This window comes from Aliiglaciecola aliphaticivorans (assembly GCF_054782055.1).
In genome coordinates, this window is the sequence record NZ_BAAGTF010000001.1 from 74,680 (window position 1) to 91,790 (window position 17,111).

General features: G+C 42.6%; 13 protein-coding genes. 10 read left to right on the forward strand and 3 right to left on the reverse strand.

The features are described 5' to 3' along the window. Positions 1-14: 14 nt before the first annotated feature. On the reverse strand, positions 15-2,171 hold the full coding sequence (locus tag ACYVIL_RS00280; protein WP_460311167.1) for an exonuclease domain-containing protein: 2,157 nt from the start codon (positions 2,169-2,171) through the stop codon (positions 15-17). Between the two features lie 143 nt (positions 2,172-2,314). Between ACYVIL_RS00280 and ACYVIL_RS00285 the strand changes: the two genes are divergently transcribed. Both ACYVIL_RS00285 and ACYVIL_RS00290 read left to right on the forward strand, forming a co-directional pair. Beyond that, on the forward strand, positions 2,315-2,506 hold the full coding sequence (locus tag ACYVIL_RS00285) for a CPXCG motif-containing cysteine-rich protein (RefSeq protein ID WP_460311168.1): 192 nt from the start codon (positions 2,315-2,317) through the stop codon (positions 2,504-2,506). Between the two features lie 220 nt (positions 2,507-2,726). After that, a complete protein-coding gene (locus ACYVIL_RS00290; protein ID WP_460311169.1) occupies positions 2,727-4,976 on the forward strand; it encodes a YgiQ family radical SAM protein in 2,250 nt (749 codons plus the stop codon). Positions 4,977-5,322: 346 nt separating this feature from the next. Here ACYVIL_RS00290 and ACYVIL_RS00295 read toward each other — a convergent pair whose 3' ends face one another. Both ACYVIL_RS00295 and ACYVIL_RS00300 read right to left on the reverse strand, forming a co-directional pair. After that, positions 5,323-6,864 (reverse strand): cryptochrome/photolyase family protein, encoded by a 1,542-nt coding sequence (locus ACYVIL_RS00295; protein ID WP_460311170.1) that lies wholly within the window; start codon positions 6,862-6,864, stop codon positions 5,323-5,325. 22 nt (positions 6,865-6,886) lie between these two features. Beyond that, the gene (locus tag ACYVIL_RS00300) at positions 6,887-8,317 is read right to left on the reverse strand and encodes a cryptochrome/photolyase family protein (RefSeq protein ID WP_460311171.1); all 1,431 of its coding nucleotides are present in this window, start codon (positions 8,315-8,317) and stop codon (positions 6,887-6,889) included. A gap of 151 nt (positions 8,318-8,468) precedes the next feature. Between ACYVIL_RS00300 and ACYVIL_RS00305 the strand changes: the two genes are divergently transcribed. The 8 genes from ACYVIL_RS00305 to ACYVIL_RS00340 all read left to right on the forward strand — a co-directional run bounded on the left by ACYVIL_RS00305 (position 8,469) and on the right by ACYVIL_RS00340 (position 17,087). Then, positions 8,469-9,587: a M14 family metallopeptidase gene (locus ACYVIL_RS00305; RefSeq protein ID WP_460311172.1), complete on the forward strand. Its 1,119-nt coding sequence runs from the start codon at positions 8,469-8,471 to the stop codon at positions 9,585-9,587. Positions 9,588-9,694: 107 nt separating this feature from the next. Further along, positions 9,695-10,303 carry a hypothetical protein gene (locus tag ACYVIL_RS00310; protein WP_460311173.1) on the forward strand — a complete coding sequence of 203 codons (609 nt, stop codon included), beginning with the start codon at positions 9,695-9,697 and terminating at the stop codon, positions 10,301-10,303. Between the two features lie 12 nt (positions 10,304-10,315). Beyond that, positions 10,316-10,999, forward strand: coding sequence for an RDD family protein (locus tag ACYVIL_RS00315; protein ID WP_303470814.1), 684 nt, complete (start codon positions 10,316-10,318; stop codon positions 10,997-10,999). Further along, complete coding sequence (locus ACYVIL_RS00320; RefSeq protein WP_460311174.1) at positions 10,996-11,982, forward strand: stage II sporulation protein M; 987 nt, start codon at positions 10,996-10,998, stop codon at positions 11,980-11,982. The genes ACYVIL_RS00315 and ACYVIL_RS00320 overlap by 4 nt, the downstream gene beginning before the upstream one ends. Beyond that, on the forward strand, positions 11,979-13,538 hold the full coding sequence (locus tag ACYVIL_RS00325) for a hypothetical protein (protein ID WP_460311175.1): 1,560 nt from the start codon (positions 11,979-11,981) through the stop codon (positions 13,536-13,538). Before ACYVIL_RS00320 ends, ACYVIL_RS00325 begins: the two co-directional genes overlap by 4 nt. Beyond that, positions 13,535-14,710 (forward strand): DUF4350 domain-containing protein, encoded by a 1,176-nt coding sequence (locus ACYVIL_RS00330; RefSeq protein ID WP_303470809.1) that lies wholly within the window; start codon positions 13,535-13,537, stop codon positions 14,708-14,710. The genes ACYVIL_RS00325 and ACYVIL_RS00330 overlap by 4 nt, the downstream gene beginning before the upstream one ends. Beyond that, on the forward strand, positions 14,707-15,753 hold the full coding sequence (locus tag ACYVIL_RS00335) for an AAA family ATPase (protein WP_460311176.1): 1,047 nt from the start codon (positions 14,707-14,709) through the stop codon (positions 15,751-15,753). Before ACYVIL_RS00330 ends, ACYVIL_RS00335 begins: the two co-directional genes overlap by 4 nt. After that, on the forward strand, positions 15,750-17,087 hold the full coding sequence (locus ACYVIL_RS00340) for a DUF58 domain-containing protein (protein WP_303470805.1): 1,338 nt from the start codon (positions 15,750-15,752) through the stop codon (positions 17,085-17,087). The genes ACYVIL_RS00335 and ACYVIL_RS00340 overlap by 4 nt, the downstream gene beginning before the upstream one ends. The last annotated feature ends 24 nt before the right edge of the window (positions 17,088-17,111 follow it).

The following is a 17,111-nucleotide window of genomic DNA, read 5'->3' on the forward strand; positions in this document are numbered from 1 at the left end:
CTACAGGGCGTTAGTTATTGTAACTGGCGCTCATCGGCTTTTTGATGGCGGACATCGTTGATGATGAACAGCAATTCTGCGGCGGCTTGTGCATCGGAAAGGGCTCTGTGATGGCGGGCCATATCTATGCCAAAATGTCGGGTCAAGTTAGCCAATGAATAGGAAGGCAATCCTGGTACAGCTTTGCGCATCTCTCTTACTGTACATAACTTAGGCATGCGAAAGTTTTGTTCGAGACGTTCAAATTCCGCGCGGATAAACCCATAATCAAAATTGACATTGTGGGCAACAAATACACAATCAGACAGGTAATTGCGAAGGCTCTCTGCTATTTCCACAAATAAGGGCGCATCACTGACCATTTCATCATCAATGCCGGTTAATTGTGTGATTTTATGAGGAATATGGCGTTGTGGGTTGATTAAGGTTTGCCAAGTGTCAATCACTTTGCCGTTGATAACTTTGGCAATGCCTATTTCGGTTATGCGATGCAGGTTTGCACGACCGCCAGTGGTTTCAATATCGACGACCGCATAGGGCTGTTGGGGATCTAAAAACCATTCAACTTGGGTGACTGCTACTTGAAACCCTGATTTTCTCAACTGTTTTATGGTTAACAATTGGTTTTTCCGTAATTGATCTCCCGGAGCCTTTATTTCCTCAAACCGCAGCCCGTTATCGTCTACCACCATGATATCCGGATAGCCGTCTGCATAGTTTTTAAAATCTTTTGCCATCATTCTCAAATGCGCTTTAAAACCGTCAATGTCGACATGATCAAAAAATACGGCTAAAACTTCGAGCAAGGATTTGTGCCATCGAAAGATACCGTTAGGGCGACCGTATTTTTCGAGCATAACCTTGGAAACTTGTTTAAAGGTGATTTGCGCACTGGTCATGCGATATAGTCGTGTCTCAATATCTTGTTCGTAAAGGTGATAAAAAGTATTTTGATTAATCGCCTGAGGTTTGTAATCGAATTCCGTGACTAGTGCATTGCTATCCATTTCAAAAAGTTCATGCCAAAACACTAAACCAAACAATGCTCGCCACAGCCTATTTTCAGTACGAAAAGCCTGTTTGTTTTGCTTTTGGTAGTGTAGCTTCACTCCTTGCTCCACCGAGTCCATATACATCTCATCAATAAACACTTTAGTCCGTTGTTCCCTTAGCATATCGGTAAGACTACTGGTGCGTTTTTGTTGATATTTACGAGCCAAAAAATCTTCGGAAAAGGTGAGTAACGCTTCTGACTCTGGCTCTTCAATAATCTTCTCTAAACGGCTTTTTACCCAATCTTTGTTACCTAGTTTGAATTGCTCGCGAATAACTTTCTCTTGGGCCAACGGCTCTGCAGACTCTGCCAATATCTTGATACCAAGTTGTAAGTCATGGGGAAGAATGGCTTTACCTAATTTTAATAAAAAGCGGTCGCAATATTTGTTGGCAACGGTGCCTTGGGGGACGGGAAAAGAAGCAAAATCCTTGGCAAGTGACACCAGTTGGCTAGGGGTTAGGGAAGCCACTTCTCGGCGCTGGTGAGCATAGAAAAACGCACTTTTCGCTTCATCGATGAAGTCGAATCGTGCATTGTCGGTACTCACTCCGCGTTGAGTCTTCATAATACCGAGGTCGCGCATAGAAAATTTTGATAAGTTGCTGTTGAGATCACCAAAAAATAAGAACAAGAAATAGTTTATATGTTGGTCTTTTCCTCGGCGCAGCACACAGTGGTGTTCAAGCAATGAGGAATAGTCTTCGAATTGACAAGACTCTTTCACCAATTGTAAATAGTCGGCTTTACTTTGCGAGGATCTGAAACTGACCTCAGCATTGCGTAATACTTGTGCTAATTCCGGCTTAGTCAGGTTATTGCTTAACTCTGCAATGTGGGATTCTTTTACCTGAGTGTAAAACCCTTCTGTTATAAGTGTATCTAAATGCAGTTCGTGATGGTTAATCTCTTCGTAAAACAAAGAATTACGCTTAATAATGGGAGATTTTCTATTGAGTCCACGAACATATAAACATTGCGCATCTTCACAAAGAGTGTGGAATTTATCAATAAAGGCACTATCTTCAATAGAGAGTAAGTGTGCACAAGGACCAGAAACGAATGCCAGAAACTCATGAAAATGGGTTAAATAATATTTGCTCGGGAGTTCTTTCATCAAAGCATATTAAAATATCGATTGGACACGCACCCAGTGTATTTTAAAAACTACTGTATATCCAGTCAGTATTGGTTTGTTTTTCAAACTTTTTCAGTATTTTTCCGTAAACAATTATAACTTCTTCAATTCAAGGAGCCGCTATGAGTCTCACAGTCGCCAGTAAATTTGAATGTCCCTATTGTATGACGTACAACGATTTAGAAATAGATGAAGCTAACGATATCAATCAACAACAAATCGTCGACTGCCAAATATGTTGCCAACCCATAGAAATACAAATTATTGATAATGGCTTTGGTATTGAAATTATTGCAAAGCGAGACGATGAATAAAGAGCCAGGGAGATGACAGCTAGGGAGTGTTGAAGGGAGGTGTTAAATTGTACGGGTTGTCAGAAGAGCATTCTAAAGACGAGAGTGTACAAAGCGTGAGCAGTTAAGTTGACACTTTGTATTATCACTGTGAATCTCTATTCGGTGATAATGTTCTTGTTGAAAGGCTTTTCTGGTATACTCCGCAAAATTTTGAACCCTTAACTTCTTGGTACAATACATGACTGTTATGCGACAGCCTGTTCAGCGAATGAAAGCTGAAAGAGGGCTATTTTCCTATCCTAAATATTGGGCCGAATGTTTTGGTCCTGCCCCGTTTCTACCTATGTCTAGAAAGGAAATGGATCAGTTAGGCTGGGATAGCTGTGACATAATTATTGTGACCGGGGATGCCTACGTGGATCATCCGAGTTTCGGCATGGCCGTAATAGGCCGTGTTCTCGAATCTCAAGGTTTTAGGGTTGGGATCATTTCTCAACCAGACTGGACCAGCAAAAAAGACTTCATGCAACTAGGTGAGCCTAACTTATTTTTTGGGGTTACCGCAGGCAATATGGACTCGATGATCAATCGTTATACGGCTGATCGTAAATTACGCCATGACGACGCGTATACCCCAAACAATGAAGGGGGAAAGCGACCAGACAGAGCAGTGACAGTTTACACACAACGCTGTAAAGAAGCTTACAAAAAACCAGTGGTAATTGGCGGAATTGAAGCTAGTTTAAGACGCATCGCCCACTACGACTATTGGTCAGATAAAGTAAAACGTTCCGTATTGTTCGATTCAAAAGCAGATATGTTGATGTTTGGTAATGCTGAACGCCCGTTGTTAGAAATGGCCCATCGATTTGCCGCGGGAGAGACCATTGCTGATATGCAGGATATTCGTGGTACTGCGGTGATCCGTAAAGAGCCGTTACCTGAATGGCAAGGGGTTGATTCTACACATGTTGATGTGATTGGAAAAATTGATCCTATTCCCAGCCCTTATGAGTACATTGAAGATAAATGCGCGGTGGCTGAAGATGAGCAAAATAAAGTTATTGATGACGCACAAAAAGCCAAACCTGTAGTCGTTCAGCCATTTACTTCTAAAACTCAGCGCAGAAAGCCGTGGGAAAAGACTTACGTTATGCTCCCCCCGTATGATGTGGTGCGAGCTGAAAAAACACACTATGCCCATACATCGCGGATTTTACATCAAGAGACCAACCCAGGTTGTGCCCGCGCACTGGCTCAGCGGCATGGCGATCGTATTATTTGGATTAACCCGCCTGCTTTTCCATTAGAAACCGAAGAGATGGATGCGGTATTTGATTTACCTTATGCTCGTGTTCCCCACCCAAGCTACGGCAAAGCCAAAATTCCAGCCTACGACATGATTAAAACCTCGGTGAATATCATGCGTGGTTGTTTTGGTGGTTGTACATTTTGTTCTATTACTGAACATGAAGGTCGGGTTATTCAAAGTCGATCTGAAGAATCAATAATTCGTGAAATTGAGCAAATTCGCGACAAAGTTCCAGGTTTTACTGGGGTGATCTCCGATTTAGGCGGTCCTACTGCCAATATGTATAAATTGCGTTGCAAAAGCGCCAAAGCGGAACAAACGTGTCGTCGCCTTTCTTGTGTGTGGCCAGATATATGTGGGCATTTAGACACCGACCAAACACCTACTGTTGAGTTATATAAAAAAGCGCGCAAAGTGGAAGGGGTTAAGAAAGTGTTAATTGCCTCTGGTGTGCGTTATGACTTGGCCATTGAAGATCCAAACTACGTCAAGGAGTTAGTGACTCATCATGTGGGAGGCTACTTAAAAATTGCTCCTGAGCATACTGAAAAAGCGCCATTGGACAAGATGATGAAGCCTGGTATGGGAACTTACGAGCGCTTTAAAGAAATGTTCGACAAATACACCAAGGAAGCGGGCAAAATTCAGTATCTCATTCCGTATTTTATCTCTGCCCACCCGGGTACCGAAGATATGGATATGGTGAGTTTAGCTATGTGGTTAAAAGAGCATAATTTTAAGCTAGATCAGGTGCAAAATTTCTATCCTTCGCCCATGGCCAACGCAACAACTATGTATCATACGGGCAAAAATCCCATACATAAGGTCAATCACAAAAGTGAACAAGTTACTGTGCCAAAAGGTGAGATACATCGTCGCCTGCATCGTGCCTTTTTACGTTATCACGATCCAGCCAACTGGCTGGTGATCCGCAAAGCGTTAAAAGAAATGGGTAAAGCTCATTTAATTGGCAGTGGTGCTAAACATCTGGTGCCAGCAGAAAGCAAAGAAGAGTTAAGTGGCAAGGCCCACAATGCCTATGCAAAACGGTCTCGAAATAAGGCTTATGCTAAAGGCAAAGGTAAAGGAAACCCTAAGGCCCAGCAAGGTTTGACACGATTCAGTGATAATCAGCCCCACAACAAAGCGGCAGGCAAATCCAACAAAAAACGTTAATCACTGTAGCATGGTCTTTAGGCCATGGGGGGGGGACATGGAGGAATGAAAACAATCCTCGGGGCTAAAGCCGCCGACTACAGGCCATGGATTTTTCACGGCAATGAATGGTGCGGGGCTAAAGCACCCGCCTACAACAGAATCACCCCATGGATGAATCAATCACCCTGTAGCATGGTCTTTAGGCCATGGAATGACATGGAGGAAAGAAAACAATCCTCGGGGCTAAAGCACCCGTCTACAACAGAATCACCCCATGGATGAATCAATCACCCTGTAGCATGGTCTTTAGGCCATGGGGGTGACATGGAGGAAAGAAAACAATCCTCGGGGCTAAAGCCACCGCCTACACGCGTTCGTTATTATCTAACGCCTTAAAAAATATTTCGCTGTCTTGGCGAATATGCCTTAATTTATCGTCTTTCATCTTATTCAACGTGGCGTATGGCATGCCTAACCTTGGGTTTGTGGCAAGTTTTTCGCGGTTACGATCTAGAAAATCCCAATAAAGATAATTGAAGGGGCAGGCCTGAGGACCGTTTTTCTGTTTAACGTTGTAATGGCAATGCTGGCAGTAATTCGACATTTTATTGATATAGCTACCACTGGCTGCATAGGGTTTACTGGCGAGCTGTCCGCCATCAGCGTATAAAATCATGCCGCTTACATTGGGCATTTCCACCCATTCATAGGCATCGGCATAGACAATTAAATACCACTCATTGACATCGTCAGGATGCACGCCAGACAATAACAAAAAGTTTCCTAGAATCATCAGTCGCTGTATATGATGAGCATAGGCATTATCGCGTGTTTCACTGATACATTGTTGCAAACAGTTCATATCCGTTTCTGCACTCCAGAAAAACTCTGGTAACGTACGCTGGGCATGAAGGGCATTTTGTTTTTTGTAATCGGGCATTTTCAGCCAGTAAATTCCTCTTACATACTCACGCCAACCAAGCACTTGACGAATAAATCCCTCAACAGAATTCAGCGGCGCATCGCCATTATGATAGGCATTCTCTGCAAGTTCGATAACTTCTCTTGGTAGCAGCAAGCCGCAATTTAAATAAAAACTGATATGCGAGTGGAATAACCAGGGTTTAACTTGCACCATGGCATCTTGGTATTGGCCAAAGTTGACCAGTCTTTCTGTTACAAAGTCCTGTAAAACCCCCAGAGCCTGTTTACGCGTGGTGGCAAAATGAAAATTCTGCAAATTGCCAAAATGGTCTGCAAATTCAGTTTCCACTAGTTGTAATACGTCTTCGGTGATTTGGTCGGGTTTAAATTGGGTATGAGTAGGAATTTCAACATCTTTATCCATGGCATTGCGGTTAGCGCTATCGTAATTCCATTTTCCCCCGCTGGGTTGATCGGCCTCCATTAACGTCATAGTTGTTTGCCGCATTTGCCTATAAAAAAACTCCATTCGCAGCTGTTTTTTGTCTTTTGCCCACTTGGCAAAATCATCGATATGACTTAAAAATCGGTCATCGTCCATGATTGTGACGGGAATATCTAACTTTTGTTGCCAACTCTTAAAATCTTCCAAAACACGATATTCGCCTGGAAAAGTCAGCGCGATTTGTTCAATGTTTGCGTTTTGAGTAGCTCGTGCCACTTCTTTGAATAAGCTGCCTTGGTTGTCAGGATCATCATATTTGATGTAGCGAACTTGATAACCTGAATTGGTTAGTGCTTCAGCAAAATGACGCATAGCAGAAAACAAAAACGCGATTTTCTTTTTATGATGTTTTACGTAATTGGCCTCCGCTTTCACTTCCGCCAGTAGAATCAAATCGTTGTTTTTGTCGCAGTCTTGTAAGCTGGCTAATGACATACTTAGCTGATCTGCGAGAATGAGTCTTAAGGTGTTAGCCATGGCGTTAATTTAATCCTGTCATTTAGGCGTTTTTAACAGCTTCATAGGCATCTAAAGCTTGTTGGCGGGACGCTTTTAAATCCACTAAAGGATGAGGGTAGTCTTTTCCAAGACAGATCCCCGCTTCACGTAATACATCCTGAGGCGCATCCCAAGGTTTGTGGATATATTTATTGGGAAGATGTTTCAATTCAGGGCAATAATGACGGACGTAATCCCCTTGAGTATCGAATTTTTCGCCTTGGGTCACAGGGTTAAATATTCTGAAAAAAGGTGAGGCATCAGCACCAGAACCGGCTACCCATTGCCAACTCGCACTATTTGCCGCTAGATCCGCATCTAATAAACAGTCCCAAAACCAACTTTCGCCATGATGCCAGTGTGTTCGCAAGTTTTTGACTAAATAGGAGCCAACTATCATACGCACTCGATTATGCATGTAACCCGTTTGCCAAAGCTCGCGCATGCCCGCATCCACAATGGGCACGCCCGTCTGACCTTGTTGCCACGCTTCCAAGTCATTGTTGCGGCCACGCCACTGGTATTGGTTAAATTTAGCGTTGTAGTTTTCACTGGGTAAAGTAGGGAAGTGATACAGCAAATAATAACTAAATTCACGCCAACCTATTTCACTTAAAAAGCAATCCATATCGGCGTTATCCATACTGCCGTTAAACTTATGCAAGGTGGCATACCAAACTTGGTTAGGGGAAATTTCACCAAAATGTAAATGCGGTGACAGGTGCGAAGTGCCACTCAGGCTAGGCACATCGCGGGCTTGTTTATAATCATTTACAGGATCATGTAAAAACTCACTTAATGCAACGCCAGCTCCTTCCTCGCCTGGTTGCCACTGTTGTTGCATCTGTTTATACCAGCTAATTTTAGGCAACAATTCAAGGCTATCTATGCCTGCATCAAGGTTTTTTTGATACATAAAATTAGGCTGCTTGGGTGAAGCTTCAACTGAACGAGGAGAGGGGGCTTTTAAACACCCTTTGCGGTAGAAAGGGGTAAAAACTTTATAAGGCGTACCACTTTGATTCATTATCGTCCATGGCTCCCACAATAAGGATCCGTTAAAGCTGTTAACTTCAACCTCTTGCTCTTTCAATTGCTGTTTAATCGCTTTATCACGATGAATTTGCCAAGGTTCGTAACAGCGATTCCATACCACTTGGTGAGCCCCGGTTTGCGCAATCATTTTTTGCAATGCATCAATGGGATTGCCGCGAGCTATGTGTAATTTTCCATTCAACGACTTATTAAGGCTGTGCAATGAATGATGTAGCCACCATTTACTGGCAGCGCCTGGACTGAAACTTTCGGCATTGCAATCGTCATAAATATAAACAGGAATAACATCGCCATTGTTACAGGCCTCGCGCAGTGCCGGGTTGTCGCGCAGGCGAAGGTCTTGACGAAACCACATTATGGTAACAGGGTTACTCAAAGCTAAAATCCTTATGGTTAATCAAAAATATAATGAATAAATACCTGTTTTAAACAAAAACGGATCTCACAAAAACACATATTAATTTGTACAACTGTTGTGATTCATTTACCGTAATCATAAATGTTGTATAGATAGTTTGAGTCTGTAAATGAATCAGTTTTCCAAAGAATATCTTGTTGTTGCTCAAAATGCCTCGGGTAGGAATATGAATGTGCCCTTGTATCGTTTTAAGGGTAATCAACCTGGCCCTAAAGTATATGTGCAAAGCTCAATTCATGGCGCTGAAGTTCAGGGTAATGTCGTGATCTATCATTTAATCCAAACCCTTAAAAGCCTCGATATTTGTGGTGAGATTACCCTAGTGCCTAACTGTAATCCTGTTGGAACAAATATTAAAGCGGGGGAATATACTTTAGGGCGATTTGATCCCATTAATGGTACAAATTGGAACAGAGGGTATTATTATGATCAAGACTTGGTTACTGAGTTTGTTGATACTGTTGATGAAGGCGAATCCATAGGGTCCATTAAATCTCGTTTTCGTCAGGCGATTAAACAGAAAATTGATGAAAAGTTGACGGATACTTGGGGATTAGGATTGGCCCAACAACTCAATTTGAAGTTACAACAACTTGCCTTTGATGCCGATATTGTAATTGATTTGCACAATGGTCCTGTCTCCACAAGGCATATTTATGTGCCAGAGTATGCTAAGGCTTCTGCCGCCTTGTTTAATATTCCACATGTCATTCTCATTCCCAATAAATTTGCTGGTGCCCTGGATGAAGCAACCTTTTGCCATTGGTGGAGCTTACAAGATTTATTAACTGAAAAAAGAACCAGCCCAATTCAGTTTGACGTTGAGGCATTTACCTTAGAGATGGGATCTCAAGAAGTCATTAGTTTTGACGAGGGTCTGTATGATGCACAAAGTATTCTGTCTTATTTGAATGCCAAAGGGTGTTTGGTGGATGCGCAATACACACCCAAAAACATGCAACGAGTGGCAGTTACCTTGAACAATTACAAAATCTTATATACTCACCAGGGGGGAATGGTGGAGTATTTAGCTAAACCTGGATTGGAAGTAAAGAAAGGGCAACCTTTGGCTAAAGTACTGAATGTGGACGAATTAGAAAATGAACGGGGAACTGAAACCATTTGTGCGCCATGTGACTTGATTCCAATATTGCACTTTCCTTCTGCGTCAGTGTTAAGTGGTACCCAATTGTACAAGTGTTTTACCCAATATGTTCGCTTAACTTAAGGCTAGGTTAGCCGTTTTAAATTACTGGATTTGCAAGATGTTTATGGCATACTCAATGGAAGGCGAGCCTGTGCTCAGTTTGTAATGCCGTTAGTACAAGGAAGTTCATGTCGTTAACTAATATTAAAGATGAGAGCCCGTATACCGCCCCCAAAGCGGAGCTAGCTAGCGCAAGCTTGCATAACTTGATTGAGAATAATGCCTTTTACGTGGTGTCTCGCAGTAAATTAGTTATTTTGTCCTTTTGTACCCTTAATCTTTACCTTTTATTTTGGTTTTATCGCAATTGGAAATTATACAGAGATAACAGTGATTTTTCGTGTATCCCCATATTGCGTGCTATTTTTAATCTGTTTTTTATTCATTCACTGTTTACCCAAGTCAATGATGCCTTACAGTCAAAACATCTCCCAGACAAAGCTTCAGGTTTGATGGCTACTCTTTATGTGATATCCATTGTCGTGTCTGTGGTAACCAATCAGTGGGAGCCTACCACTGATCAACTCGCACCCTTTGTATTGCTTTTTATGGTCACCCTTGGCTTACAATTGCTGCCTATTTTATATATTCAGAAGCGCATCAATCTAGTTTGTGACGACCCACAAGCAGAGCAAAATAACAGACTAAGTTGGTTTAATGGGTTGCTGATTTTGCCGGGAGTACTTTACTGGGGGAGTCTATTCATGAGTGTTTTTATGACTTTTCTTTGGCTGTAAACAAGAGTTCAAGTGTTGAAAATAGATAATCAAATTAATTTAGAAACCCCAGAAGGTATTGATATCCAACTCACGCCAGCGGGCCTTGGGGTGCGCACTTTAGCCTTTGTTTATGATCTGCTTATTCGTATTGTCATTATTCTTGCAGCCATCATTCCGTTAGCGTTTGCGGGTAACTTTGGAATGGGAATAATGCTTATCGTGATGTTCTTAGTTGAATGGTTTTACCCCGTAATATTTGAGGTGACAAAAGGACAAACTCCAGGTAAGAAATCTTTTGGATTAACGGTGGTATATGACAATGGTTTACCAGTGAATTTTGCTGGCTCACTGCTGCGAAATCTATTCAGAGCCGCAGATTTTCTGCCCTCTTTTTATTTGTTGGGGGGCATATGTTTACTGCTCTCTAAACGCAATAAACGGGTAGGGGATTATATTGGCGGGACTATGGTGATATATCAAGAAGCCCCTCAGCGAATGAGTTACTTTAGTTTCGAAAAACAAAAACATATAGAACTGACCTTTGATGCTGATATGCAGAAATCCATTATTGCATTTGCCGAACGTAGCAAAACCTTAAGCGCCCAGCGGCAGCAAGAACTAGCCAACATTTTATCTCCTATTCTCAATTTGCAAGGGCCTGACGCTGTCAGTCAACTTAAATCCATCGCTGCTAGTTTGGTGGGGAAAGCATGAAGCAACATGACTTTATACAATTACGTCAACAACAATGGACGGAATTTGCCGAAGCAGTAAAAGATCCTAATAAACTGCATGAATACGATATTGATCTGCCCCATGCATTTAGGCAACTCACCCATGATTTGGCGGTGGCAAAAAGTCGTCTTTACAGCCCGGCTTTAATTTCTCGCTTAAATGATCTTCTCCTGCAAGGTCAACAGTGTTTATATAAACCCAGCAACCGAGTTTGGGCACCTTTTTGGCAATTTATAAAGTATGATTTTCCCGCCCAACTATTGCTAATTCGACCCTATGTGATTTGGGCTCATATATTATTCTACGGTTTGGCGTTAATTACCTTTACCGCCACTATGATCGAACCGGATTTTGTGCGTAATGTGATGCCAAATGCTCAGGTAACCCAGTTAGAGCAGATGTACGATCCCGCCTCAAGAATTGATGAAAACACGGGAAATTATCGAAACGAAAGGGACTCTGATAGCGACTTTTTAATGTTCGGCTTTTATATAAAAAATAATATTTCCATCGCGTTTCAGTGTTTTGTTGGGGGCTTTTTATTGGGTTTTGGAACCCTTTATTACTTATTATTCAACGCAATATTTTTTGGTGCCGTGAGCGCACACATTGTGAATGTAGGTTTCTCAAGTACTTTTTTCTCATTTGTGATCACCCATGGTTCCTTTGAATTAACGGCCATAGTGCTGTCTGCAGCTGCGGGTGGCGTAATCGGTATGCATATTATTCGTCCTGGCCAATTGTCACGCAGCGCGGCGCTTAAACGCGCGGGGAAAATAACCTTTCCGATCATTTTTGGTGCTTTTCTAATGTTGGTGGTAGCTGCATTTATTGAAGCATTTTGGTCAAGTAGTACTCTGTTGCCCAATGCGGTGAAATACACGGTGGGAGCGGCTTGTTGGATATGGGTGTTACTCTATGTTTTTCCTCGAACCCCTCGTAAGCACGAGAAAGTACCGTGAATATTGATAACTTGACCCTAGAAATTCGCCCTCGCAACAGTTGGCGAGCCTTCGATTTAGGCTGTCGCATGGCGTTACGTTGGTATTCATCATTAGTCAGTTTTTGGCTAGTCGTTACCTTACCTGTTTTTGTGTTGGCTTGCGCCATTGATATTGTTTGGGGTGTAGTGGCTTTTTGGTGGTTAAAGCCGCTCTACGAAAGAGGTTTGCTGCATATATTGAGTCGCCAAGTATTTGGCGAGACAGTCACCGCAAAAGATGCCATAAAAGCTTGGCCTAAATTATTGAAAAACCAATGGTTTGCCAGTATTACATGGCGGCGTTTGTCTCCCACTCGAGGGTTTGATTTAGCCATTCAACAACTAGAAGGATTGGAGGGCGTGGCGCGAAGCCGTCGCTTATCTATATTGCACCGCACCACAGATGATAATACCGGTTGGTGGACTTTGATCTGCATGGGATGGGAGTTGGTGATTATTTTCGGTTTAGTGGCGCTGATTAGTTACGTTGTACCTGCTGGCGTTAATTTTGACTATTGGCAAGCTATCTCGAGTGATGCCTGGGGGGTAGAGCTAACCTTTAACATATTTACTTACTTTGCGTATTTGATTATGGGGCCCATTTATATTGCAGGTAGTTTTGCCGCTTATTTAAATCGCAGAGTTATTTTGGAAGGTTGGGATATTGAAATTGGTTTTAAACGGGCTCTGAAGAAAGTGGTTAAACCTTCAATGGGAGCCACCTTAAGTTGTCTCTTTGCCTTAGTATTATGTGTTTCACCGGTGTCGGAAACCTGGGCGGAAGATGACGCACAGAAAATCGAAGTACCGCAGTTTGACAACGAGAAAACATCAGAGCTCAACGATACCGATCCTGCAAACCAGCAGAATATTGAATTTGAAAGTGAAGTTAAGATACGAGCCATACTTGATGCGCCGCCTTTTAATGGGCAAAAAACCGAAACTGCCTACCGTTGGGTAGGGTGGGGCTCAGATGATGATGAAGAAGAGGAAGAAAAATCCGACAGTAATTTACCCCCTTGGTTGACTGCTGCATTGTTATTCTTTGCGAACTTTTCTGAAGTGTTAATGTGGTTAGTATTTGGAATTGCACTGTTATTATTGGTTTACCTGAGCAAAGACAATATTAAAGGGTTTTTCAATCAAGCTTCCAAACAGCCCGCAGTAGAAGAATTAGATATGCCTTTATTTAGTCAAGCTTATCAGGGAGATACCTTACCCGATGATGTAGCATCAGAAATTGATCTCTTGTTTGACGCTCAGGCTTATCGCAAATTGATGTCGTTGATGTTAATCACCAGTTTGTTGGAAATCAGTAAAAAACAGGCATTACCTTTAACAAAATCGATGACCGAACGGGAATGTCTTGAGGTGATTAAAGCCTCTGTTGTTGGTGAGCGTAGTGAGTTTATGCAGCGACTTGTAGATACGTGGGTGCATCTAGCCTGGGCACATGAGTGGCCTGAAAAACCCACCATGCAATGGTTATGTGCCCAGTGGAAAACCTTGTTTGCAGAATCTGAGGTTAGCCCATGAACAATGTCAATTTGCAGCCAGTACAGAACAAACAAACTTGGACAGTAAGGATTTTATCGGTACTGATCATATTGATTGCCGGAGGGTTTTTATACACTGGAATCGAATCTTACCAAAAAGTCACGGATATTGGCTTTAATGAAGAGGCACGCAAACAACCATTTTTAGCGGCTAAATTGTTCCTTGAACAAGAAGGCACCCAAGTGCAATTGCTCGAAGATTATCGGTTATTGTATGCCAGCAGTGAGGCCGCTATTTTCCCCGACGGTGAAGACACTATTGTGTTATCTGAAGGTGAAATAGCCTTGTCTAACAATCTCGCCAATCAATTAATTGACTGGGTAAACGCTGGTGGCCATTTAGTTATGGCCCTCAACGCGAGTCAGGATGCAGATGTGTTTCGAGCCAACGAGCTTATTCAAAGACTCAACCTGGCTGTAAGTTGGTTGCCTGAAGACAGCCAAAATGAGTTTATGCCAACTGAGATAATTAACCCCCAAGAGCAACCGTTAATGGTCAATCTTGAACGTCGTTATCGATTGGTATTGCCAGAAGATCCCAATATATTTTATACCGCAGGGGATTTAAACGGCCCAACATTTGCGCAGATGGAAATGGGCGATGGCCTTATTACCCTGTTAACTGAGGTGTATATTTGGAATAACTATCAAATTGCCAATGAAGATAATGTGGAGTTGTTAGCTCAATTGGCGGGTAATTCATCCAAAGTGTACTTATTTTCAAGCCGTGAATTACCCCATTGGTTCAGCTTGCTATATGACTTTGCTCCTTATTTTATTTGGTTTTCTGCGGTATTACTTGCCTTGAGTATGTGGCATTGGTCTATGCGATTTGGACCCATTTTTCGGACTCATGAAGATAACAACACGCCATTTTCCATGCATATTAAAGCCGCTGGCGAATTTTATTGGCGGCATAAGCGACAGAACCTATTAGTCGAAGAAATTCGCCACTCAATTATTGTGGCTTTACATAAAAAACGGCCTTCAACCAAAAGTGCTGAAAGACAACAATTGCTTGAACAGTTGTCTGGGTTAAGCGGATGGTCAACAGAGATTATCGATGCCCTTATGTTTAGCCAAACGCAAATGAATGAAATGCAATTTACCCAAAGAATAGCGAGTCTACAGACTCTCAGGAAAATGTTATGAATGACGCTGAATTAGAATCCAATCCATCACCAGATATCACCGCCGAAGAAACGATTGTTGATGGCCAAACTGAATCGCTCATTGATCAGCAAACGCTGAATCAAGCCTATGGGCAAATTGATGCGTTGAAAAACAATGTACAGCGGCTTCTGATTGGTCAAAATGATGTGGTAGAACAAGTTATTATTGCATTTTTAGCTGGCGGACACGTGTTACTTGAAGGTGTGCCGGGTTTAGGTAAAACCTTGTTGATAAGAGCGTTGGCAAAGAGCATCGACCTTGATTATAAACGGGTGCAATTTACCCCTGATTTGATGCCTGCAGATGTGACTGGTCATTCAATGTTAGACATGGCCACAGGTAAGTTTGCACTTCGTAAAGGACCCGCATTCACCCACTTACTGCTCGCAGATGAGATTAACCGTGCACCGGCGAAAACTCAGGCAGCCTTATTGGAAGTGATGCAAGAATACCAAATAACCATTGATGGTCAGAGCATGCCCTTAGAAACGCCTTTTATGGTGCTGGCGACTCAAAACCCCATCGACAATGAAGGCACTTATCCGTTACCGGAAGCTGAACTGGATCGCTTCATGCTGAAAGTTCTGGTTAGCTATCCTGAACATCAAGATGAAATTACCTTAACCAAACTCAATACCGAAAACCAAACCGGTGTGGTTAATGCCTCAATTCAAAGCGTGTTGAGCAAAGAGGATGCCTTAGGCCTAAAAGCATTGGTTAGTCGAGTTTTGATTGACGACAAAGTCGTAGATTATGCGGTGGGATTAGTGCGCGCCACTCGCGAGTGGGATGGGATAGTGCACGGTGCCGGAATTCGCGCGAGCATTGCGTTAGTGCAGGCTGCTAAGGTGAAGGCGTTGTGTGAAGGTCAAGGTTTTGTCACGCCCGATCACATTAAAGCCATGTTGTTACCGGTTTTACGGCATCGAATCATCCTCTCTGCGGAACGCGAAATATCGGGCTCTTCAGCGGAACAAGTGCTGTCGGAAATTATTCAGCAGGCGGCTTCTCCAAGGCAATGAAACGAATACGGTTAGCTCCTTCAAAGCGATTACTCAAATGGGTCGCTACCTTGTCCGTGATAGGGTTAGTGTTGCCTATTGTCATTTATTTTAATGGCTTAGGGTTCTTTGCTGGTATACCCATGGCCTTGGCATTCGTGACAATTGCACTGGCGGGGTACGATTTAATTATCAGTCGTTATCCTCCCCAGGTTGCGGTGAAACGAGAAGTCCCTAACAATTTGTCGGTGCACGTGCAGCAGAACGTGAGCATTGCGATGGCCAACCGCGGGTATCGAAATTTGAATCTGCAATGTAGTGAAATTGTTCCTGAGCATTGGCATTGTTCGAATAATTTTCACCGTTGCCACTTAGAGCCAGGACAAATCGCCGAGTTTGCTTATCAGATCACACCTAGCAGAAGAGGCCCTGCACAAATTAGCGCCACTGAGATTAAAGTTGAATCGAGGCTTGGGTTTTGGGATTGTGTGTATTGGATTGAGCATGTTAGCGAACATAAAGTATTTCCGAATTTTACTGCCATCTCTGATTTGGCGGGTTTACAAGGCAGTGTGAACCTTACCCAAGCAGGGCTAAAAAAGTTTAATAAACGTGGAAGTGGTATGGATTTCCTACAACTGCGTGATTATCGGGAAGGGGAAAGCATCAAACAAATTGACTGGCGTGCTACGAGTCGGTTTAACAAACTGATTTCACGGGAATACCAGGAAGAGAAAAATCAGCACGTCATTATAATGCTCGACTCAGGTCGACGTATGCGTGTGCAGGACGACGATCTGAGTTATTTTGATCATGCCCTCAATTCTCTGATCATGTTGTCTTATACGGCATTGAAAAATGGTGACAACCTGAGTTTGCAAAGTTTTGGTAGTGAATCTCGATGGTTAAGCCATGTCCGTGGCGCACAAAATGTCAGTAAAGTCATGCAACACTTCTATGATCTATACCCTCAAAAAATCGCCAGTGATTATTTGAGTGCAGCCCAAGAATTACTAGTTAAACAGCCCAAAAGAGCGTTGATCTTATTAGTTACTTGTTTGCGTGATGAAGATTTTGATGATTTGCTCAAAGCAATCGAGTTACTCAAAGGCAAACATTTAGTCGCGGTGATCAGTATCGAAGAGCCTATCTACAAAAATATTGATGACCAGCCAGTGGAAACCTTTGACGACGCTATTGTATACGCGTCAGCCCATAAAATTAAAAAGTCCATAGATCGCAATGTACAAAGGTTAAAACAAAAGGGCGTAATTTGTATCAATGCACCCGCTTCTCACCTCACCCCGAATGTATTGAATACTTACTTGAGTATTAAAAAGGCCGGTTTACTCTAGGCTTCATCGGCAATAACGCGAATG